The organism is Mesorhizobium sp. LMG 17147, from assembly GCF_024297145.1.
Lineage (GTDB): Bacteria > Pseudomonadota > Alphaproteobacteria > Rhizobiales > Rhizobiaceae > Mesorhizobium.
The window spans coordinates 59,990-80,562 of record NZ_JANCTC010000002.1 but is presented as its reverse complement, the minus strand read 5'-3'; the positions used below and the strand labels follow the sequence as shown (position 1 = coordinate 80,562).

Below are 20,573 nucleotides of genomic sequence, written 5' to 3'. Positions count from 1 at the left end.
CAGCCGGGCGGTCGACGAATTCCTGGAATTCGAGGCGACTACTTGGTGTAAACAGGCTCCGGTTCCGGAACATAGGGCTCCGGCGGCGCGCAGTCCGACCTGCCGAACTGATAGCGCAGGCCGCCACGCACTTCGTGCACGTTGATGCCGCGGTCATAGCCTGGGCCGACATTGGGGAGGGAGGCATAGTCGAACATCTTACCGCCATTGATGTGGCTGAAGCGGTAGCCGACATCGAGTTTGACGCGGTCGGTCAGGCAGTAGGATGCGCCCGCCATGGCAGCATAGGCAAAACGCCAGCCCTTGCCACCGCTATGATCAAATGAACCGTCGCTGTCCACGTTGTGCAGTTCATCCCACTTGACCCAGGCACCGCCGATGCCGGCGCCGACATACGGCGTGATCCCATGCCAGGTGCCGATGTCGACATAGGCGTTGGCCAAGAGCAGAAGCGCCGAATAGGACGAGGTATCGACGGACGTGCAAGGCGTTTGCTGCGGGCCGCAGAAGCCGTTGGTCGAGCCGCGAAATTTGGACTTGCTCATCCAGTCCAAGGTGAGATCGGTGCGGAAATGCTCGTCGATCTGGTAACCAACACCGCCGCCGGCCGAGAAGGCGCCGTCCAGCTTGCCTGCATCGAACTTGCCGGGATTCTGGGGCGCTACACCGTAGGTGATGTAGTCGCCACCACGAAACTTCGACCAGTGATAGTCGATGTCGCCACGGATATACCAGCCGCCGAATTCGGCCGGCTGCTCGTAGGCAACCGGTGGTGGCGCCTCCTCGACTACGGGCGGCTCGACGAAATCGGCGGCGAATGCCGGCCCGGCGCCGGCAAACAGCGCGGCCAGGAGGGCCATTCTTGCTGTGTTGAACATGCTTATCACTCCTGAGAACCCTCGAACGGCGAACGCGCCCGAAATGTGATTGACCTCAGTTGTGGATAATGAATCGGAAAGGTTAAAAGGCGTTTAACCGTATTGATTAACCACGAATCTCTAAAATTCGAACAATCCGGCCGCCGTTGCTGCAGGCGGGATTGGCCGCGACTCAATAAAAAGCCCGCTGGCAAGGCGGGCTTTGAACCGGTGTTGGGAGGGAGATCAGGCGGCGCTGCGCGTTTCCGAAATGACCTCGACGATGTCGTTGACGACGGACTCGACAAGTTGTGGGTCGTCGCCTTCCGCCATGACGCGGATGAGCGGCTCCGTGCCGGATGGCCGGATGACCAGGCGCCCGGCCTTACCGAGGCGATTGCGCGCATCTTCGATCGCTGCCTTGACCGGCGCCTCCTCGAGCGGCTTGCCGCCGGAAATATGCACATTCTTCAACAGCTGCGGCACCGGCTCGAACTTCTTCGACAGTTCGCTCACCGGCCGGTTCTGCCGCTTGATGCAGGCGAGCACCTGCAGCGCCGAGACAAGGCCGTCGCCGGTGGTCGAAAAGTCGGACAGCACGATGTGACCCGACTGTTCGCCGCCGATATTGAGCCCATGGGCACGCATGTGCTCGACGACATAGCGGTCGCCGACCTTGGTGCGATGCAACTGCAGGTTCATATCGCCGAGGAAGCGTTCGAGGCCGAGATTGGACATCACCGTCGAGACGACACCGCCGCCGGCCAGCCGCCCGCTCTGGTGCCAGGACTCGGCAATCAGCGCCATGATCTGGTCGCCATCGACGATCGCGCCGTTCTCGTCGACGATGACGACGCGGTCGGCATCGCCGTCGAGCGCAATGCCGATATCGGCGCGCACTTCGTGCACCTTCTTTTGCAAGCCGGCCGGATGAGTCGAGCCGCATTCCTTGTTAATGTTGAAGCCGTTCGGCTCGACATTGATGGCGACGACCTCGGCGCCGAGTTCCCACAGCGCGTCGGGCGCCACCTTGTAGGCGGCGCCGTTGGCGCAATCGACGACGATGCGCAGGCCCGACAGCGACATTGAGCGCGGCAACGTGCGCTTGGCGAATTCGATATAGCGGTCATGCACGCCGTCGACGCGTTTGGCGCGGCCGAGCCCATCGGAATCGGCGAGCGCCAATTCGATATCCTTGTCGAGCATCCCCTCGATACGCTCCTCGATCTCATCGGACAGCTTGTAGCCATCGGGGCCGAACAGCTTGATGCCATTGTCGTAATAGGGGTTGTGCGAGGCAGAAATCATCACCCCGATATCGGCGCGCAGCGAGCGCACCAGCATGGCAACAGCGGGCGTCGGGATAGGGCCGAGCAGGAAGACATCCATGCCGGCGGCGCACAGGCCGGATACCATCGCGTTCTCGATCATGTAGCCGGAAAGCCTGGTATCCTTGCCGAGCACGACGCGGTGGCGGTGGCTGCCGCGCTGGAAGGAGAGGCCGGCGGCCATGCCGACCCGCATGGCGACCTCCGCCGTCATTGGAAACTTGTTGGCTCGCCCACGAATGCCATCCGTACCGAAATAATGTCCTGCCATGTTCGCCAGCTTCCCGATGGTTCTTTCCGAGCATCTCATGCCATAAAATGGCCCAAGCCCCGTCATCACATTGTATGATTATGGACGACCAATCCTTAGAAAATTGTTGTTTTGTGTGTTTTGCGTCACGCTAGTGTGTTGATTTTCAAGTTCCGAGCCCTTGTTGCGGCAGCAGCATCAGAAACGTCAACTCAAACTCATCTGGATCCTTTGGTCTGTGGCAGTGTGGCCTTGAACCCGAGTCCGCATCGTGCGGCTCCAGACAGCGGTAGGCTCAGGTCCTCCGCACCCGCCGATTTGACTGTCCCTCATGTGACGCAGTGGCCTCGCTGGGAACCAGCCATATGCGCGCTCTCCGTGCAATGCACCCGGACGAATTTGGCTCGGAGACGGTCCCGGCAACGAATTCATCACCTTAAAGAAAAGAATGCACTTCTAAATTTGTCTCTACGCTACTTAGCATCTGGCGCAACCAGCCGTTGAGCGCTATTGCTGCACTGGGACATATCATGAACTGCCACAGGGAGAAAACGCATGCTCATCCACCGACTTGCCACTTTGACGGGTCTTGCCGTCGCGACCTTGTTCCTGGCGGCGCCTGCCAATGCGCTGACCATGGCCGAGTGCAGCACCAAGTATAACGCGGCGAAGGATGCGGGAACGCTTGGCGGGCAGAACTGGAACCAGTTCCGCAAGGCGCAATGCGGCACCGATGCCACCGCCGCTACAACCGAGACCGCCCCAGCCACGGCCACCGACACCACCAAGGCAGCCGCCGGCGACGATGCGGCACCGGGCCTGACGGCGAAGGAGTGCAGCACCAAGTACCAGGCGGCAAAAGCCGCCGGCACGCTGAACGGCATGAAGTGGAACGATTTCCGCAAGACCCAGTGCGCCGCCGACGCGACGGCAGCCGCACAACCCGCCGCCACGACCAAGGCTGCGGCAGCCGCCGACGACGCTGCGCCGGGCCTGACGGCCAAGGAATGCAGCACCAAATACCAGGCCGCCAAGGCTGCCGGCACTCTCAACGGCATGAAATGGAACGACTTCCGCAAGAGTGAATGCGCCGCCGGCGCAACTGCAGCGGCACAGCCTGCCGCGGCACCTGCCGAGGCGGCGACAGCCGCGGCGACCGATTCCGGCAAAGGCCTCAGCATGGCGGATTGCAGCGCCAAATATCAGGCTGCCAAGGCCGGCAACACGCTGAACGGCATGAAGTGGAACGACTTCCGCAAGAGCCAATGCGGCGCCGGCGCAGCCGACGACGACACCCTGCCGGCTCCTGATGCCAAGTATACCGGCGATCCGCAGCCGCCGACCATCACCGCTCCCCAGGGCGTGAAATTCCCGACGGCGATCTCCAAGAAGTATGCAACCGAGACCCCGGCCAAGGGCCGCATGCACACCTGCCTCGACCTCTATTACGCCAACAAGGACGCCAACACGCTGGGCGGCCTCAGGTGGATCCAGAAGGGCGGCGGCTTCTACAGCCTCTGCAACGCCAAGCTGAAGAGCTGACCGGCGCCATCATCCAACGATGGGAGCCCGCGAGCCGCAAGGTTCGCGGGCTTTTTTGTTATTGCCGAACAAGTGAGAGGGCCTTCCGACGTCGGACCAACTGTCAGATCGCGTTCCTTCGCTCCCTCTGTCCGCCGCCGGAAGCAAAGAACCCGCCTCGGAGGGCGGGTCGTCGGCGCCGTTGAGCCCTTGGCGCCGGAAAGGCAGGCAATTTGCCCAGGTCGGCGCCGAGTTTCCCTTCCCTTTATGAGGTTAGGGATCATCGTAGGGCGAAAGCCTCGGTTTTCCACCTGCGATAGCCCTGCACAAGTGGGGAGATCGGCAGCTTCAGCGCCTTCGCGAACATCAAAAGGAAACGCCGCGGTTAGAGCCCGCGGCGTTTCGAAGTCGATCTGTCCTGTCCCTAGCTTGACGGCTGGGGTTCCATGCCGCCTTCGGGCTCGGGGCCCTTCTTGCGGCGGCCGGACTTTGGTACGGCCGAGCCACGGCTCGGCGGCGTGTCGTCGCCGAGGTCGCGTGCGGGCTTATTGCCGGCGATCAGCTGCTTGATCTCCTCGCCCGACAGCGTCTCGTATTCGAGCAGGCCTTGCGCCAGCGCGATCCATTCCTTCTTCTTCTTGGTCAGGATTGACCTTGCCGTGCAATAGGCCTCGTCGATCAGTCGGCGCACTTCGGCGTCGATGATCTGCGCCGTCTCTTCCGAGATGTTCTGCGTGCGCGCCACCGAATGGCCGAGGAACACCTCCTCCTGGTTGTCGCCATAGGCGACATGGCCGAGCTTGTCGGAGAAGCCCCAGCGCGTCACCATGGCGCGCGCCAGCTTGGTCGCCTGCTCGATATCGGAGGAGGCGCCCGATGTGATGTTCTCCTTGCCGAACTTGAACTCCTCAGCGACACGGCCGCCCATCATGATGGCGAGCCGCGAGATCATGTATTTGTAGCTCATCGAATAGCGGTCGCCTTCCGGCAGCTGCATGACCATGCCGAGTGCCCGGCCGCGCGGAATGATGGTCGCCTTGTGCAGCGGATCGGCGGACGGCACGTTGAGCGCCAGAATGGCGTGGCCGGCCTCGTGATAGGCGGTCAGCTCCTTCTCGGCCTGCGTCATCGCCGACGAGCGGCGCTCGGCGCCCATCATGATCTTGTCCTTGGCGTCCTCGAATTCGGCCATGGTGACGAGGCGCTTGTTGCGCCGTGCCGCCATCAGGGCGGACTCGTTGACCAGGTTCATCAGGTCGGCGCCGGAAAAGCCCGGCGTGCCGCGCGCGATCACCTTGAGGTCGACATTGGGCGCCAGCGGCACGTTGCGCACATGCACCTTCAGGATCTTTTCGCGGCCGACGATGTCGGGGTTCGGCACCACCACCTGGCGATCGAAGCGGCCCGGCCTGAGCAGCGCCGGATCGAGCACGTCGGGCCGGTTGGTGGCGGCGATCAGGATGATGCTTTCGTTGGATTCGAAGCCATCCATCTCGACCAGCAGCTGGTTCAGCGTCTGCTCGCGTTCGTCATTGCCGCCGCCGAGGCCCGCACCGCGATGGCGGCCGACGGCGTCGATTTCGTCGATGAAGATGATGCAAGGCGCATTCTTCTTGGCCTGGTCGAACATGTCGCGGACGCGGCTTGCGCCGACGCCGACGAACATCTCGACAAAGTCCGAGCCCGAAATGGTGAAGAACGGCACGTTGGCTTCACCGGCGACCGAGCGGGCGAGCAGCGTCTTGCCGGTTCCGGGAGGACCGACGAGCAGCACGCCGCGCGGGATCTTGCCGCCGAGCCGCTGGAATTTCTGCGGGTCGCGCAGGAACTCGACGATCTCTTCCAGATCCTGCTTGGCTTCGTCGACGCCGGCGACGTCCTGGAAGGTGACGCGGCCATGCGCTTCGGTCAACAGCTTGGCCTTCGACTTGCCGAAGCCCATGGCACGGCCGGAACCGGACTGCATCTGGCGCATGAAGAATATCCAGACGCCGAGGATGAGGATCATCGGCAGCCAGGAGATCAGGGTGCCGAACAGCGAATTGGAGCCGTCGGATTCAGGACGCGCATTGATGGTGACGTTCTTATCCTGCAGACGCGAAACCAGTGACGGGTCCCCAGGCGAATAGGTCTGGAAGCCGTTGGAGCTGTCCGTGTAATTGCCGGAGATACGGGCGCCGGCGATGGTCACCGACTTGATCCGTCCGGCGGCGACTTCCTGCAGGAACTGCGAATAGGGGACATCGCTCGAGGCCCCACGCGTCTGCGGCGTCTGGAAAAGATTGAAGAGAGCGATGAGCAGGACCGCTATGATCGCCCAGAGCGCGAGGTTGCGATAATTCGGATTCATCAATTGTCCCATTGGCGCCGCTGGGCGGACACGCGTCGTGAGAGGAAACTTGGCCCTAACATAGGGAGAGCGTCTCCCCTTGCCAAGCATAACAGCAGGTCTCGGTTAAGCTTTCGCCCGTGGTAGGCCGGCACTGTGGCCGCCGAATGGCGAGGCTGGAACCGGCGCCGCGCCAAGCAAGGCGGCGACGGCATCGGCCGGCGCCAGATCGAAGGACGGCAGGAAACGGGCGAAGGGCGCGACTGCCGGATATGCGGCGACAGCCGCCGGCATCGGGCCCTCCCCGGGCAAACCCGGGCCTTCCCCAGGCAGACCAAGGCATTCGCCATCCCGCCATAGCGCCGGCTCGGCGGCCAGGGCTGCGCGTACAAGGCTTGCCGGCGTGCCATGCCCGGCAATTGCCCGCTTTGCGGCAAGAGCCCCCCCGAGCGGTGCTACCAACAGCGGCGCGATCAACAATGCACTTGAACTGTCGCCCAATGTGATCCGTCTGCGGCCGTCCCAAAGGGCATTGTCGGAAACCTCGACAGCGGGCGGCAGATCGCGCAATTCGCGATGCAAAAAGATACCGGTACGCCGGGCATCGATCACGGTCCGCGACAATGTGGCACAAAGCGGCCCGGTGCGGAGCCGGCCGAAAAGGGCTTCGCTGCGGGCCTGGTCGGGAAGGAAAGCTGTGCCGCCGGTCGCCGCCAGCAGAATGCGCAGCGCATAAATAGCCGCCCCGCTGTCGCTTTCAGTCGCAAAATCCCGGTCGAGGCGGACGAGGCCGGCGGCTGGCCTGGAGGCCAAGCTGCGGATCAGCATGGCCGCGCGGCGTCCCAGTTGCTCACGCTCGGCCGCCACCTTTCTGGCCAGCGCTATCGCTTCAGCCACACGAGGCGCACCATCGCCTTCGGCAAGTGCTGCGCGGACGCGCGGCCGCTCGAAAGCGGTGTCGGCATTGGTCGGATCTTCGATCCAGGCAACCTGTTCACGCCGCAGGAATTCGCGCAGTGCCTCACGCCTTACGCCGAGCAGTGGCCGCATGATCCAGTGCCGCCAGTCGTAGAGGGTTGCCGGCGCCATCCCGGCAAGACCCCGCCCTTCCTCGCGCCGCCCGTCGTCGCTTTGCCCGCCATCACTTGGCCGCTCGTCACTTGGCCGCTCGTCAGTTGGCCGCTCGTCACGCGCCCACTCGTCCCGCGTTTGCCGCATCAGCACGGTCTCGGCCTGGTCGTCGGCGGTGTGGCCAGTCAGGATCAGGCCGATGCCTGCCGCTTCGGCGGCCTCGGCGAGCAGCCGGTATCGGGCTTCGCGCGCGGCGGCGGGGAGGCCGGTCGATGGTTTGCGCCCCGACCAGGCGAGAACGCGATGGGCAATACCGCGCGCCGCGCACAGCCTGGCCACGGCTTGCGCTTCCGCTGCCGCTTGCGGCCGCAATCGATGATCGATCGTTACCGCCAGCAATTTCGTTGCCGGGGCGTTACGGTCGAGATGAGCTTTGAGGAGGAGGAGAAGGGCGGTCGAGTCGCTGCCGCCGGATACGGCCGCAACAGCGCCGTTGGAAAAGTCGATCCGCGAAAAATCCGAAAGGTCAGGCTCGGTGTCGAGCGTCATGCATGTCGCCCAAGCGTGGGCCCGGTTTTGCGGCAACGACACGCAACGGAAAAACTAGCACGCCGCGAGTGCCCTTTCCTGCTTGACCCGCTCCTTGAGCGCGCCGGAAATATCAGGGTAGCGCTTGCCGATCTCGCTGAAAGTGGCACAGGCCACGTCGCGCTGCTTCAGCCCGACCAGTGAAACGCCGAGCTTCAGCAGCATGTCGGGCGCCTTCTTGGCCTTCGGATAGTCCTTGCTGGCCGCGAGGAAAATCTCGGCCGCATCGCGGTATTTCTGCTGGCCGAGCAGCGATTCACCAAGCCAGTAATGCGCATCCGCCGCTTTGGCGTCCCGGGGAAAACGGGCGATGTGATCGCGGAAACCCTGTTCGGCGGTGCTGTAGTCGCCCGACAGGATGAACTGGTAAGAGTTGCGGTAAAGCTCCTCCGGGTCGTTGGTCGATGGGAGTGCCGCGACCACCGTGTCGTCGGATTTACCGGCCTTGTTGCCGGCCGCGCTGGAGCCGTTGGCCGGGGCCGTATTCTGCGACGGCGCGTTCGCCTGCGCATTGCCATCGGCTTCGACGACATTGCCGTTTTTATCGACGGTGATGGTGCCGAACGTCTTGGGCGGCGCGCCGGGGATCAGCTTGCCGGGATCGCCGTTGGGCGATTCGATGATGACGTCTTCGACGCTTTTGCCGCCGTCTGCTGCCTTGCCCGCGTCGGCCGGAGCCTGCGTTGCCGGGACCTCCGCCACGTTACCGTCGCTGCTGGGCGCGGCCTCGGACTTCTTCTGTCCGGCCGGCTGCTGCGCGCCTTGCGGACCGCCTTCCAACTGCTGGAAACGGAATTCGTTGTCTTCCTGCTGCTTGCGGATCTGCTCCTGCATCTGCAGAACCTGGAAATTGAGTTCCTCGATCTTGCCGTTCATCTGCCGGAGCTGTTCCTCCAGCGCCGGCGTGCCGGTGCCATCCTGTTGCGCGAATTGAACCTGATCCGGCTTTTTCTTTTCGCCGAAAATGCCGGGCAGTTTGATCGTCGGCAGATGGAAGGAAAAACCGCTTTCCGATGACTGCCCGGTGCCGTTTGCCCCGATACCGTCAGCAAGTGCCGCGATACTTGATACGAGCAGCAGCGCAAGGGTGCCGCTCAAGACCGATCTGAAATGCATGTGCCTCTCGCCGTGAAACCATTGTTGCGCGCCTCTCACTCGAAGTAGACCAGCCAACTGGGGACTGGCCAGACGCTCTCGGCTCTTAACAGGACGTGAGACTTCGGCCAAATTTTGTTTGGAGCGAGCAGATACGAAAAAGGCGGCCCTGCGGCCGCCTTTCGCACCAAGTGTTGCATTTTTGCCGATCAGGAGCCGGCGCCGCTCAGTGTGGTCACGGCGCGGCGGTTCTGCGACCAGCAGGAGATGTCGTCGCAAACCGCGACCGGACGCTCCTTGCCGTAGGAAACAGTCTTCAGGCGCTGTGCCGAAACCCCTTTGGCAACCAGGAAGTCGCGGGTGGCGGCAGCACGGCGGGCGCCGAGCGCCAGATTGTATTCGCGCGTGCCGCGCTCGTCGGCATGGCCTTCGATGACGATGGCATACTGCTTGTACTGGTTCAGCCACTGCGCCTGGCGCGACAGCGTCGTCTGCGCATCGGCGCGGATCGAGGACGAATCGGTATCGAAGAAGATGCGGTCGCCGATGTTGACGGTAAAGTCCTGGGCCGATCCGGGCGTTGCCGCGCCGGCGCCGTTGAGGCCGAGATCGGCGGCGCTGTTCGGCGTCTTCTTCGAGGCGCAACCGGTGATCGCGAGCATCGCGACGAGCGCGATCATGACCGGGTTTGTGGTAAGTGCTGCGATACGGCCCATGCCGCCTCTCCTTCGCAATTCGAGTGATTTCATTGATCGTCCAGTAACCACGTTTGGGTTAACCGACGCTCAAGAAACACGGTTAAAATTTGGTTTCGGCTGCCGTCCGCAACCGTTCTGCCGAGGGCTACTCAAAGGCGACAATGAGCGCGGACCGTAGGCGGAAATGCGGCCAAAACATGAAAAAGAGGGAATTGAGGAGTTGAGGAATTGAGGAATTGAGGAAGAGATCACCTCAGCTTCTCTCTGAGATTGACCCGCATTCCATAGATGCGGGCATAGGATTGCAACCAATCGTCGCGTTGCGCCTGTGTGATGTACTCGAGGTCGAACGCATACGAAATCCAGGTCTCCACTTCACTGCACGATCCTATGGCCATCGAAGTGAACCGTGCGAATTCGGGCTTGGAGTGGGTCTGTTTGGCAAAGCCTTCGGCCAAATTGGCGCAGATCGCCTTGCTGGAACGACGTAGTTGATCCGCGAGCGCGTATTGCTCCATTTTCGGAAATGGCAAGCGTGGCTCTGTGTACCCCAAGGGAAACCGCATAGGCACGCTTATAGACTTCTAAATCCCTCGCGTGCTCGACGTAGACCCCTGCCTTCTCCATTCTTCAGTTCTTCAACTCTTCAGTTCTTCAACTCGTCAGTTCGTCAGTTCTTCAATTCCTCATTTCCTCAATTCCTCTCCCCGCCTATTCCAGCAGCGGCGACCAGGCCGGATCCGAGGCGAAGTTCGCCGTCGGGATCGGCTGTTCGTTGCGGCCGGTGAGATCGACCGAAACAAGTTTTGGTCCGCCATTGGAATCACGGAAGAACATCAGCACCCGGCCGTTGGGTGCCCAGGTCGGCCCTTCCTGCTGAAAGCCGGTAGACAGGATGCGCTCACCCGAACCGTCGGTGCGCATGACGCCGATCTGGAATTCGCCGCCGGTCTGCTTGGTGAAGGCGATGAGATCGCCGCGCGGCGACCACACCGGCGTCGAATAGACGCCGTCGCCGAACGAGATGCGGGTCTGGCCCGAGCCGTCGGCGCCCATCACATAGATCTGCGCGCGGCCGCCGCGATCCGAGGTGAACACCACCTTGCTGCCGTCAGGCGAGTAGGACGGTGAGGTGTCGATGGCGGTCGAGTTGGTAAGCCTGGTCGTCGAGCGGCTTCTCAGGTCCATGGCGAAGATGTTGGAATTGCCGTCATCGCGCAGCAGGCTCATGATCACCTTCTGGCCGTCCGGCGAAAAGCGCGGCGCAAACGTCATGCCGGGGAAATTGCCGACCAGTTCGCGCTGCCCCGTCTCGATCTGCAAAAGGTAAACCCGCGGCTGGCCGCTCTCGTAGGACATGTAGGTGATTTCCTGCCGGTTTGGCGAGAAGCGCGGCGTCAGCACGATCGATTTGCCGTTCGAGAGATAGCGGACGTTGGCGCCGTCCTGGTCCATGATGGCAAGCCGCTTCTTGCGCGCATTCTTGGCACCGGACTCGTCGATGAAGACGACGCGCGTGTCAAAATAGCCCTTCTCGCCGGTCAGCCGCTCGTAGATCGCATCGGCGATGATATGGGCGACGCGCCTGGTATTGGCGTCGTTGGCGAAGAACTGCTCGCCCGACATCTGCTGGCCGGCAAACGTGTCCCACAACCGGTACTGGGCGCGAATGCGGCCGTCAGCCTCCTTGCCAACACTGCCGGTGACCAGCGCCTGCGCATTGATCACCTTCCAGTCTTCGAAGCGCGGCGTGGCATCCGGGCTCGAGATCTTTTCAATGAAAGCGCTTTTGTCGATCGGCGCGAACAGGCCGGAGCGTTTCAGGTCGGCACTGACGATGCCGGAAATCTCGGCGCCGAGCGCGTCGCCTCCCTGGAAGTCCGTGATGGCGATCGGCAACGGCTCGACATTGCCCTTATTGACGTTGAGCTCAACGAGCGCCCGCGCCGGCAGGGTGACAGCAACAGTCATACCCAGCGCCATCGCTGCGATCGTCAGGAGCGGCTTGAGGATGGATTTCATGTCTTCTCGCTTCTTTCGCTGATTCTGTGAGTGCCGGGCCTAAAGACCGAGCATCTCCCTGGGGTCAAAAGTGACCCGAACGTCGGACCAGATGTCTTGCTTGCCCGCCGGAACCTGCAGGCCGGCGACATCGCATTTCTGAACCGCGCGCACTGCACTTTCGTCAAACGGGCGGTTTCCGCTCGACTTTTCAACGCTCGGCCGGCCATCCAGCTTGCCGGAGGCGTCCAGATTAAACCGGACCACGACGACGAAATTCTCCGAACCTTCGAGCCCTGCCGGAAGCGTCCAGCAACCACCAAGCTGGGCCTCCAATGCCCCCTGCTCCGATTTCGAAAGCTTCTGGCCCTGATCCTTCTCGCCGCCGAGCGATGCTTGCTGGGTCGAGCGCTTGGCGCCGCCGCCGGACGGCTTCCGCTTGTCGAGCAGAGCCGAAATCTCGTCGGCGTTGAATTGCTTGTCGTCCGATTTCGGCTTGGATGAGGCTTCCTTGACCGGCTTGTCGGCGTCCTTGCGCTCGGGCGCCTTGGCGCTTTCGGCCTGGGCCGGCTGCGGCTTCGGCCGGGCCTCGGGCGCCGGCGCCGAGTCCGGAAGCTGCGCCTCCTCGGTCGGCGGTTGCTTGGCAATCGCCTCGGCGACGGCATCCGGCTTGACCTCGGGCTGCGGATCGATCGCGGCGGTCTTGTCCTGCGGTGGCGTGGGCGTCGGCTCCTTGGCCGGCGTCGGCTTGGGCTCGGTCTGCTTGACAGGCTCGGGCTTGACCTCTTCCTTCGGCTGCGGCACCGGCGCCACCTCCGTGGCGGGAATAGGCTTCGGCTCTTCCTTCGGCTTCGGCACGTCCTCGGGTTTGGGCTTTTCGACCGGCGTCGGCGCGGGTGGCGGAGCCGCCGTCATGTCGACTGGCTGGGGCTTGGGCTCAGGTGTCGGCGGCTTTTCGGTGTCCACGCTGTTATCGCCGATTTTCTGGGCATCGGGAACGATGTCGGGACGCTGTGTCGGCAGCGGCGCCGGCTTGTCGTGCATCACAGACTTCTTGTCTCCTTGCAGGACCTGTGCCGTCGCTTCCATCGGCACGATCTCGACCGACACCGATTCCGCATCGGACGCAGGCATCGCGGGCGGCGAGGACAAGGTGAACAGCCCGAAGGCAATCGCCACCGTATGCAAGATCACCGATGTGGTGAGGCCGGTCCTCATCTTGCGTCTACTGATCCTGTTCCTGCAGTGAAACCAGGCCGATATTCTTGTAGCCGGCAGCCGAGATGCGGGCCATCACCTTCATGGCCGTGCCGTAATCCGTCGCCTTGTCACCCCTGATGAAAATGCGCTCGTCATAGCCCGTCTTCGAGATCGCCTGCAGCTTCGCCACCAGCTCCTCGATAGGGATCTCGGTTTCCTGGAGGTAAATCTGACCGGCCGGGTTGATGGACACGGTTATAGGCTGCGTATCGGCGTTCATCGCCTTGGCCTGCGTATCCGGCAGGTCGATCGGCACGCCGACCGTCAGCAAGGGTGCTGCGACCATGAAGATGATCAGCAGCACTAGCATCACGTCGACCATCGGCGTGACGTTGATCTCCGATATCAAGGCGTGATGGCGGCCGCGCCGCCTGTGGCCGCGCCCGCCACGTCCTCCGCCACCTGCGCTTACGGACATTCCCATGATCGTTCCTCAGGCCTTCTGCGCGACTTTTTCATCGATTTGGCGCGAGAGTATGGCGGAGAACTCATCCGCGAAGCCTTCCATGCGCACCGCGATCTTGCTCGCGTCCGACGACAGCTTGTTGTAGGCGATGACGGCGGGAATGGCGGCGAGCAGGCCGATGGCCGTCGCCAGCAGCGCTTCGGCGATGCCGGGCGCGACCACCGACAGGCTGGTGTTCTTCGAGGCGGCGATCGCCTGGAACGAGGTCATGATGCCGATCACGGTGCCGAACAGGCCGATGAAGGGCGCCGCCGAGCCGGTGGTGGCGAGAAACCCGAGCCGCCCTTCCAGCTTTTCCATTTCGCGGGTCAACGCCAGATCCATCGCCTTGTCGATGCGGGTCTGCAGGCCGAGCGGCGATTTCGCGCCCTTCTCGAAGCTTTTCTTCCATTCGCGCATGGCGGCGACGAAGATCGCGCTCATGCCGGTCGTCTTGCGGTCGGCGAGCGTGCGGTAAAGCTCTTCCAGCGACTGTCCCGACCAGAACACCTGCTCGAAGCGGTTGAGCGCCAGCCGCATGCGGGCATAGGCGACGAGCTTGTCGACGATGATCGCCCAGGTCCAGATCGAGGCGCAGAGCAAGCCGATCATGACCAGCTTGACCACCCAACCGGCCTGCATAAACAAGGCCCAAATCGATAAATGCGCGCCCGGTTCGGCGAGAGCGATGTTTTCCATGTTACGTCCTTAAAGATTTTCCGGGCGTGGCTGGCGGCTGGCCCATGGGCATCCCTTGTGGTCCGTTCGCGTTAAGCTTGCGGAATAACCCCAAATGCACCGTTGGCGGCCTTTTCGGGGCAAATATTGGTGAAAGGAAGGCGCTTGGATTCTCCCAATCTTAACCAATCCCTTCATGGACCGTTATGGTTAAGGATGGGTTATGACGTACAGCGCGGCGCATTGCCGCGCCCCGACGAGCCGCCCGGCGATCCTCGCCCGATCAGGAGTTCCGGATCGTCCGCCTCTGAGCCCTTATTTGCGCGTTCTGGGCATGAAGGCTGCGATCCAGTCCTTGGGAAAGCGCCGCGGCCGCCCGTTCTCGCCGACAATCGCCGCTTCGACACGCGCCTCGACCAGCACTTCGCTGCCGCGCTTCAACTGTTGCGCCATGACGATGCGGGCGCCGGAGATCTCGTCGGTGCGCGTATCGATGGTCAGGATGTCGTCCATGCGGGCCGAACCGCGGAAGTCGATCTCCATGCGCCGCACCACCCAGACTATTCTCTCGCCATGCTTGCCGTCGGCAAGCTCGGTGTGGTGGACGCCGGCCAGCCGCAGATAGTCGGAACGGCCGCGCTCGAAGAATTCGAGATAGCGCGCGTGGTAGACGACGCCGGAAAAATCGGTGTCTGCATAATAGACCCGCGCCATCAATCGATGGCCGAATTCCGTCAGCGCGCCGGAAAGCCCGGCGGACAATGCCGATTCACCGTGATCGTCCATTGCGCTGTCCTTTTGGTCCCGACGAGCATCTGTTTTGACACCACCTGTTTTGCGCATAGACCGGCGATGATCAAGGCCCGGAGGGCTGGGCCAGGGAACTGCCAGCAGCAAAGCCATAAGTAGCGGAACTTAGGGCTCTTCCTGGAACAGGCTGATCTGCTGCTGCGCCAGGTCCTTCGGCGCGTCGAGGCCGAGATGCCGCCAGGCATTGGCCGCCAGCACGCGGCCGCGCGGGGTACGCATGATGAAGCCTTGCTGGATCAGAAAGGGTTCGATGATGTCCTCGATGGCATCGCGTGGCTCGGAAAGCCCGGCAGCGATTGTCTCGATGCCGACCGGCCCGCCGCCGAAATTCCGGGCGATCATCGACAGATAACGGCGGTCGAGCGCGTCGAGGCCGAGCCCGTCGACCTCCAGCCGCGTCAGCGCCTCGTCGGCGACTTTGCGGTCGACATGACCGTCGCCGGCAACGCTGGCGAAGTCGCGCACCCGGCGCAACAGCCGCCCGGCGATGCGCGGCGTGCCGCGCGCCCGCCGGGCGATCTCCAAGGCACCGTCGTCGCCGAGCGGCATGGCAAGGATGCGGGCGCCGCGCCGCACGATCTGCTCGAGTTCCTCGACCGAGTAGAAATTGAGCCGCACCGGAATGCCGAAACGGTCGCGCAGCGGGTTGGTCAACAGGCCGAGCCGGGTGGTGGCGGCGACTAGCGTGAAGCGGGCCAGGTCGATCTTGACCGAGCGCGCCGCCGGCCCCTCGCCGATGATCAGGTCGAGCTGGAAGTCCTCCATCGCCGGATAGAGGATTTCCTCGACCGCCGGGTTGAGCCGGTGGATCTCGTCGATGAATAGCACGTCGCGGTCTTCGAGGTTGGTGAGCAGCGCTGCCAGATCGCCGGCCTTGGCGATGACCGGACCCGAGGTCGATCGGAAATTGACGCCGAGCTCGCGCGCCATGATCTGCGCCAGCGTCGTCTTGCCGAGGCCGGGCGGGCCGACGAACAGCACATGGTCGAGCGCTTCGCTGCGGCCCTTGGCGGCCTCGATGAAGACTTTGAGATTGGCCCGCACCGCCGCCTGGCCGACGAAGTCGCCGAGCGTCTGCGGCCGCAAGGTCTGCTCGGCGTCCTCGCCGCGTCTGTCGGGAGCAATGAGGCGTGGCGAAAGGCTCATGCGAGCAGTTCCATACCGGGAATGGCCTTGGCAGCGCGCTGATCGAAGGTGACCGTGTGCGAGCAACCTAATTTTCGATTGTGTTCCGCAATCAACGCGTCGGCAAAGTCGACCTGCACTGAATTCGATCGCTCGAGCGCGATGACGATGGCATCGAAGTCTTCGAACTCCAGCGTCTTGATCTTGAGCAGCCTCTGGATTGCGGCCAATACTTGTTCCTTTGGCTGCCTGTAGCGCGAAGCCAACGACCAGCTGAATTCGACCAGCACGACCAAACTTACGAAGCCGGGCATTTCCACACTAAGGCCGCTGCCGAACGCAAGCGCCTTTTCCCGCTGCTCCGGATCATCATTGAGCACCATGCGAAGCAGAACGTTTGTATCGATGCCGATCGACGTCAAGCGGGACCCTCTTGTCCGTCATTTGATCTATCCCCGACAACATGCCGGCCGACTGCATCCCGCACAGCGGCGTCGATTTCCTCCAGCGTAGCGGGACCGCCAGGCGGATCTCCCAAGAATCCGGCGAGGTCGGCAAATCCGAGGTTGCGCGGCGTTCCGATCAGGTAACCATGCATGACCGTCCAGGCGATCGTATCGCCCGTCTTGAGCGACAAGGCGTCGCGGACGTCCTTTGGAATCGTGAGCTGTCCCTTGGAGGTCAGACTGGCATATGCGCCCATATTCTTACTCCTGGAGAAAATTCTTACCGATCACATAGTAGTTGGAATTTCACTTTGCAGCAACGTCTCACCGTGCGAGCTCCTTCAGCCCGAAGCGGATCAGCTTCGATGCGTCCGCCTCCTCACCTGCCGTCTTCAGCGCCGCTGCGACTGCATTGGCGGCGGTGTCGCGCGAATAGCCGAGATTGACCAGCGCCGAGACGGCGTCGGTGATCGGCGCCGAGGCAACGCCCTCACCGAGCTCCTGCTTCAAGCCGATGGTGCCGGAGGCGGTGCCCGCATAGGCCGGCGCTTTGTTCTTCAACTCGGTGACGATGCGCTCGGCGACCTTCTTGCCGACGCCGGGCGCGCGGCTGACCATGGCGATATCGCGCAGCGCAATCGCATTGGCGAGATCGGCCGGCGCCAGCGTCGACAGGATGGCCAGCGCCACTTTAGCGCCGACGCCTTGCACATTGTTCATCAACAGCCGGAACCACTCGCGCTCCAGCACCGACTGGAACCCATACAGCCGCAGCATGTCCTCGCGCACATAGGTCTCGATGAACAGCACCACCGCCTCGCCCGGCTGCGGCAATGCCGCCAGCGTACGCGCCGAGCAATAGGCGACGTAGCCGACGCCATGCACGTCGACGATGCAGAAATCCTCGTCGATCTCGTCCAGCGTGCCTTTTAGCTTGCCGATCATTTGAGCTTGCCGATCATGCCGGGTGGGTTTCCGGAGAGATGATGTCGAGGTCCGGGAAGTAGCTGCGATAGCGCGCAGCATCGCGCGTCAGCAGGCGATGCCCGGCGACAACTGCGTGGGCGCCGATAAAGAAATCCGGCAAGGTTCGTTCGCGAATGCCGCCGGCGCGGCGATAGCGCGAGTGCGTGACACCGGCAAGGAAGGCTGCTTCCCACGGCACGAATTCACGCTCGATCTTGAGCATGTCGGCTGCCTGGCGAAGGGCCTGCTCCGTTGCAATCAGCGGCGCGAGCTCGGACCAGACGATTGTGTTGATGACAAGCGCGCCGTCGCGCCGGCATGCGGTAATTGCCGACGCAGACCACATTCTCTCCCGTCCGGCAGGACCCCAAACGTCGACCAAGACATTTGTGTCAATCAATGTCGAGGTCTTCACGCGGGCCCCTCAGCCATTCCATATATTCGTCCGTCGTCATGCCCCCTAGGTCCAGCGTACCGGCCATACGGCCGAGCATCTGGCTGAATCTGCGCGAGGCTTCCTCCTCCGACATGTTTTCGTTGACCGCAATGACACGAGCGCCGTCCTCAGTGGGAACGAACTCCACCTCCGAACCAGGGCCGATACCCAGATGATCCCGGATCTCCTTCGGGATGGTCACTTGCCCCTTGGTGGTAACGCGCATGGTAATACCTCGTCGGTATTACTTATCGCCGGCCTGAGAACAAGTCAAGAACAAACTTATCCGACCAGCGCCGCCAGCCTGTAGGCGATGCTCTGCCGGTGGTGTGCATGACAGATGGCGATGGCCAGCGCATCGGCGGCGTCGTCGCTGTCGAAAGTCGCCTTCGGCATCAGCACCTTGACCATCATGTGGATCTGCTTCTTGTCGCCATGGCCGACTCCGATCACCGCCTTCTTGACGGCGTTTGGCGCGTATTCGGCAACGACAAGGCCGGCACGCGCCGGCACCAGCATGGCGATGCCGCGTGCCTGGCCGAGTTTGAGCGTCGCTGCGGCGTCCTTGTTGACGAAAGTTTGCTCGACCGCCGCCTCGTGCGGCATCGCCGCATGCAGGACCTCGGCGAGCCCGTCATGCAATTGGCAAAGACGCATCGCCAGGGCGGCCTTGTCGTCGGACCGCACCGTACCGGAAGCGACGAAGCGCAGCGAATTGCCGAGGCTTTCGACGATGCCCCAACCGGTGCGCCTCAGCCCCGGATCGATGCCGATGATGCGAATCGCTTCCCCCATCCGCCAACTTTACCCCTGGTAGACAGCGATGCCAGCGAAATGTGAACAAACCAGAAACGAGGGCTGGCTACGTCGCGCAGGCTGTTTGAGATTCGCTCTGACGAGGCAGATGGCGTGATTTTCGAGAACCGAGGCGGCCTTAGGTGTCCGTCGGAGTAGAATTATCAAACGGTCTCTCAGCCGCGGGCGAAAGCCGTGTTGAGCAGCGTGATCTGGTCGGACACCGGATTGACGCGACGGCTCGACGGCGGCACCTCGGCGAGGCTGCCATAGATCTCCTCGTCCATGCGGCGCACCAGCGCCTGCAGGCGCAGCGAGCGGTTGACGAGGTCGATGAAATCCTTCGGCAGTTCGGCCCAGCCGGGCGCCTCCTCATGCGCCGAGGCGGTGTCGAGACGCACCTTGGATTTTTCTGAGGCCACCTGATCGCGGGTCATCTCGCCGGAATTCGCCGCCCGCTGCAAAAGCAGCCACGAGGCGACCTGCATCAGCCTGGTGGTCAGCCGCATTGATTCGGCCGCATAAAGCGTCGCCGCCGGCCTTGACAGCTTCTTGGCCTCGGCGCGGCCCTTGCCGTCGAGATACTCGGCCGCCTGCTCGACCAGGCCCATGCCTTCCTGATAGAGCGGCTTGAAGGATTGGGAGAAAACCCGGCGCTCCGCCAGTTTGATGGTTTTCGCGCCAGCCTTCGAAGGCTCGTTCATTGCTACGCCCCTGCACTTGCCTCAAAGCCGGCCGATTCGGCTCTTGGTCTGCCACATCCGGCAGCCTAAACGACTGAAGCTTGAAAATGCGCTTCGCTGCCGGCGAAGGCAAGCACATGTTTAACAAACGGTTAACGGCCGCATTTAGCCGCTAGACGTCCATTCCTGCGAACAAAAAAAGAGCCGCGGATAAGGCGGCTCTCAGGAGTTTAACAGGGAGGCGTCAAACAAAGTGGCTCCAACCACTCGGTAAGAATCCAGATCACTGGATGGACATAGTAAACGCCTGTAAAGCTTAACGAAGCCTTAACGCAGCGCATATTTTTCGATCAAGGGCCCGGCATCTGTGCCGTAGCAGCACAGCTGACCGGCCAGGGCGGCGTTCACACCACTGGCTGGAAGCGGGGGCGACCCGCTTGCGCCATGGTTCTTCCAGATCGTGACCGACATACCGAAACAAAGCGGCACTGCGCGCGACATCGTTCCGAAACAGGCGACGCGCTAAACGCCGCGCTCCTCGCAACGAGGCGGAGCAAACCTTGCGCTCCGGCAATCATGAAAATCTCTCAAGGAGCGAACAATGGACTGGTACTCGGTCGTCAAATTTCTGCACATCGTCTCGGCGATCCTCTGGGTCGGCGGCGGCTTCACGCTGATGCTGCTTGCGGTACGCGCCGACCGTGCCGGAAACGTCGAAGGCATGCTGCAGGCGATGCGCGCCACCGGCGAGCTCGGTAACCGGTTCTTCGCGCCGATGTCGATGCTGACATTGCTCTTCGGCCTCATCATGTGCGGCTTCTGGGTCGGCTTTTCCGATCTGTGGGTGCTGATCGGCCTTGCCGGTTATGCGACGACCTTCTGCATCGGAATGTTCGTCTTCAAGCCGACTGCCGACCGCATGGCAGGCATGATCGCCAAGGATGGCGTGACGCCGGCAGTGCTTGCCCAGGGCCAGCGCGTCCTCAATGCCGCGCGCTTCGACTATTCGGTGATGCTGGTGATCATCGCAGACATGGTGCTGAAGCCGACGCTGCACGACATCACCATTTTGGGCTGCATGGCGTTCGTGCTGGCAACTGGCGTTGCCCTGGCGCTTGGCAGGACGCGGCCGCTGCTGCCGACTGCCGCCTGAGGTTTAAGGAATCCGGCGGCGGCCGACTGGGGCCGCCG

22 protein-coding genes are annotated in these 20,573 nt (G+C 62.6%); 2 read left to right on the top strand and 20 right to left on the bottom strand.

Annotation, left to right across the window (positions count from 1 at the left end):
* Nucleotides 1-38: 38 nt before the first annotated feature.
* Both NMG46_RS04150 and glmM read right to left on the bottom strand, forming a co-directional pair.
* Nucleotides 39-878, bottom strand: coding sequence for an outer membrane protein (locus NMG46_RS04150; RefSeq protein WP_254816476.1), 840 nt, complete (start codon nt 876-878; stop codon nt 39-41).
* 225 nt (nt 879-1,103) lie between these two features.
* Nucleotides 1,104-2,456: a phosphoglucosamine mutase gene (glmM, locus tag NMG46_RS04145; protein WP_254816475.1), complete on the bottom strand. Its 1,353-nt coding sequence runs from the start codon at nt 2,454-2,456 to the stop codon at nt 1,104-1,106.
* Between the two features lie 534 nt (nt 2,457-2,990).
* Between glmM and NMG46_RS04140 the strand changes: the two genes are divergently transcribed.
* A complete protein-coding gene (locus tag NMG46_RS04140) occupies nt 2,991-3,977 on the top strand; it encodes a hypothetical protein (RefSeq protein ID WP_254816474.1) in 987 nt (328 codons plus the stop codon).
* Between the two features lie 403 nt (nt 3,978-4,380).
* On the opposite strand, the gene ftsH is transcribed toward NMG46_RS04140, so the two are convergent.
* The 18 genes from ftsH to NMG46_RS04050 all read right to left on the bottom strand — a co-directional run bounded on the left by ftsH (nt 4,381) and on the right by NMG46_RS04050 (nt 19,403).
* The gene (gene ftsH / locus NMG46_RS04135; protein ID WP_254816473.1) at nt 4,381-6,306 is read right to left on the bottom strand and encodes an ATP-dependent zinc metalloprotease FtsH; all 1,926 of its coding nucleotides are present in this window, start codon (nt 6,304-6,306) and stop codon (nt 4,381-4,383) included.
* A 105-nt stretch (nt 6,307-6,411) separates the two neighbouring features.
* Nucleotides 6,412-7,905 carry a tRNA lysidine(34) synthetase TilS gene (tilS, locus tag NMG46_RS04130; protein ID WP_254816472.1) on the bottom strand — a complete coding sequence of 498 codons (1,494 nt, stop codon included), beginning with the start codon at nt 7,903-7,905 and terminating at the stop codon, nt 6,412-6,414.
* Between the two features lie 54 nt (nt 7,906-7,959).
* Nucleotides 7,960-9,060, bottom strand: a complete 1,101-nt coding sequence (gene ybgF / locus NMG46_RS04125; RefSeq protein WP_254816471.1) for a tol-pal system protein YbgF — start codon at nt 9,058-9,060, stop codon at nt 7,960-7,962.
* Nucleotides 9,061-9,248: 188 nt separating this feature from the next.
* Nucleotides 9,249-9,755, bottom strand: coding sequence for a peptidoglycan-associated lipoprotein Pal (pal, locus tag NMG46_RS04120; RefSeq protein WP_254816470.1), 507 nt, complete (start codon nt 9,753-9,755; stop codon nt 9,249-9,251).
* A gap of 230 nt (nt 9,756-9,985) precedes the next feature.
* The gene (locus tag NMG46_RS04115) at nt 9,986-10,270 is read right to left on the bottom strand and encodes a four helix bundle protein (protein WP_254816469.1); all 285 of its coding nucleotides are present in this window, start codon (nt 10,268-10,270) and stop codon (nt 9,986-9,988) included.
* Between the two features lie 178 nt (nt 10,271-10,448).
* Complete coding sequence (gene tolB / locus NMG46_RS04110; RefSeq protein WP_254816468.1) at nt 10,449-11,759, bottom strand: Tol-Pal system beta propeller repeat protein TolB; 1,311 nt, start codon at nt 11,757-11,759, stop codon at nt 10,449-10,451.
* Between the two features lie 39 nt (nt 11,760-11,798).
* A complete protein-coding gene (locus NMG46_RS04105; protein ID WP_254816467.1) occupies nt 11,799-12,956 on the bottom strand; it encodes a TonB family protein in 1,158 nt (385 codons plus the stop codon).
* 7 nt (nt 12,957-12,963) lie between these two features.
* Nucleotides 12,964-13,422 carry a protein TolR gene (tolR, locus tag NMG46_RS04100; RefSeq protein WP_254816466.1) on the bottom strand — a complete coding sequence of 153 codons (459 nt, stop codon included), beginning with the start codon at nt 13,420-13,422 and terminating at the stop codon, nt 12,964-12,966.
* Nucleotides 13,423-13,431: 9 nt separating this feature from the next.
* Nucleotides 13,432-14,142: a protein TolQ gene (tolQ, locus tag NMG46_RS04095; protein ID WP_254816465.1), complete on the bottom strand. Its 711-nt coding sequence runs from the start codon at nt 14,140-14,142 to the stop codon at nt 13,432-13,434.
* Between the two features lie 294 nt (nt 14,143-14,436).
* A complete protein-coding gene (gene ybgC, locus NMG46_RS04090; RefSeq protein WP_302893633.1) occupies nt 14,437-14,907 on the bottom strand; it encodes a tol-pal system-associated acyl-CoA thioesterase in 471 nt (156 codons plus the stop codon).
* A 129-nt stretch (nt 14,908-15,036) separates the two neighbouring features.
* Nucleotides 15,037-16,077 (bottom strand): Holliday junction branch migration DNA helicase RuvB, encoded by a 1,041-nt coding sequence (gene ruvB, locus NMG46_RS04085; protein WP_023677999.1) that lies wholly within the window; start codon nt 16,075-16,077, stop codon nt 15,037-15,039.
* Nucleotides 16,074-16,478 (bottom strand): PIN domain-containing protein, encoded by a 405-nt coding sequence (locus tag NMG46_RS04080; RefSeq protein WP_254816464.1) that lies wholly within the window; start codon nt 16,476-16,478, stop codon nt 16,074-16,076. The genes ruvB and NMG46_RS04080 overlap by 4 nt, the downstream gene beginning before the upstream one ends.
* Nucleotides 16,475-16,759, bottom strand: coding sequence for an AbrB/MazE/SpoVT family DNA-binding domain-containing protein (locus NMG46_RS04075; RefSeq protein WP_254816463.1), 285 nt, complete (start codon nt 16,757-16,759; stop codon nt 16,475-16,477). Before NMG46_RS04075 ends, NMG46_RS04080 begins: the two co-directional genes overlap by 4 nt.
* A gap of 67 nt (nt 16,760-16,826) precedes the next feature.
* Nucleotides 16,827-17,447, bottom strand: a complete 621-nt coding sequence (gene ruvA, locus NMG46_RS04070) for a Holliday junction branch migration protein RuvA (RefSeq protein ID WP_254816462.1) — start codon at nt 17,445-17,447, stop codon at nt 16,827-16,829.
* 13 nt (nt 17,448-17,460) lie between these two features.
* Entirely contained in the window at nt 17,461-17,883 is a 423-nt protein-coding gene (locus NMG46_RS04065) for a type II toxin-antitoxin system VapC family toxin (RefSeq protein ID WP_254816461.1), read from the bottom strand.
* Nucleotides 17,861-18,130, bottom strand: a complete 270-nt coding sequence (locus tag NMG46_RS04060; RefSeq protein ID WP_254816460.1) for an AbrB/MazE/SpoVT family DNA-binding domain-containing protein — start codon at nt 18,128-18,130, stop codon at nt 17,861-17,863. Before NMG46_RS04060 ends, NMG46_RS04065 begins: the two co-directional genes overlap by 23 nt.
* Nucleotides 18,131-18,186: 56 nt before the next feature.
* A complete protein-coding gene (ruvC, locus tag NMG46_RS04055; RefSeq protein WP_254816459.1) occupies nt 18,187-18,699 on the bottom strand; it encodes a crossover junction endodeoxyribonuclease RuvC in 513 nt (170 codons plus the stop codon).
* Nucleotides 18,700-18,875: 176 nt separating this feature from the next.
* Complete coding sequence (locus NMG46_RS04050) at nt 18,876-19,403, bottom strand: DUF1465 family protein (RefSeq protein ID WP_254816458.1); 528 nt, start codon at nt 19,401-19,403, stop codon at nt 18,876-18,878.
* 580 nt (nt 19,404-19,983) lie between these two features.
* On the opposite strand from NMG46_RS04050, the gene NMG46_RS04045 reads away from it, so the two are divergent.
* The gene (locus NMG46_RS04045; RefSeq protein ID WP_254816457.1) at nt 19,984-20,535 is read left to right on the top strand and encodes a DUF2269 family protein; all 552 of its coding nucleotides are present in this window, start codon (nt 19,984-19,986) and stop codon (nt 20,533-20,535) included.
* The last annotated feature ends 38 nt before the right edge of the window (nt 20,536-20,573 follow it).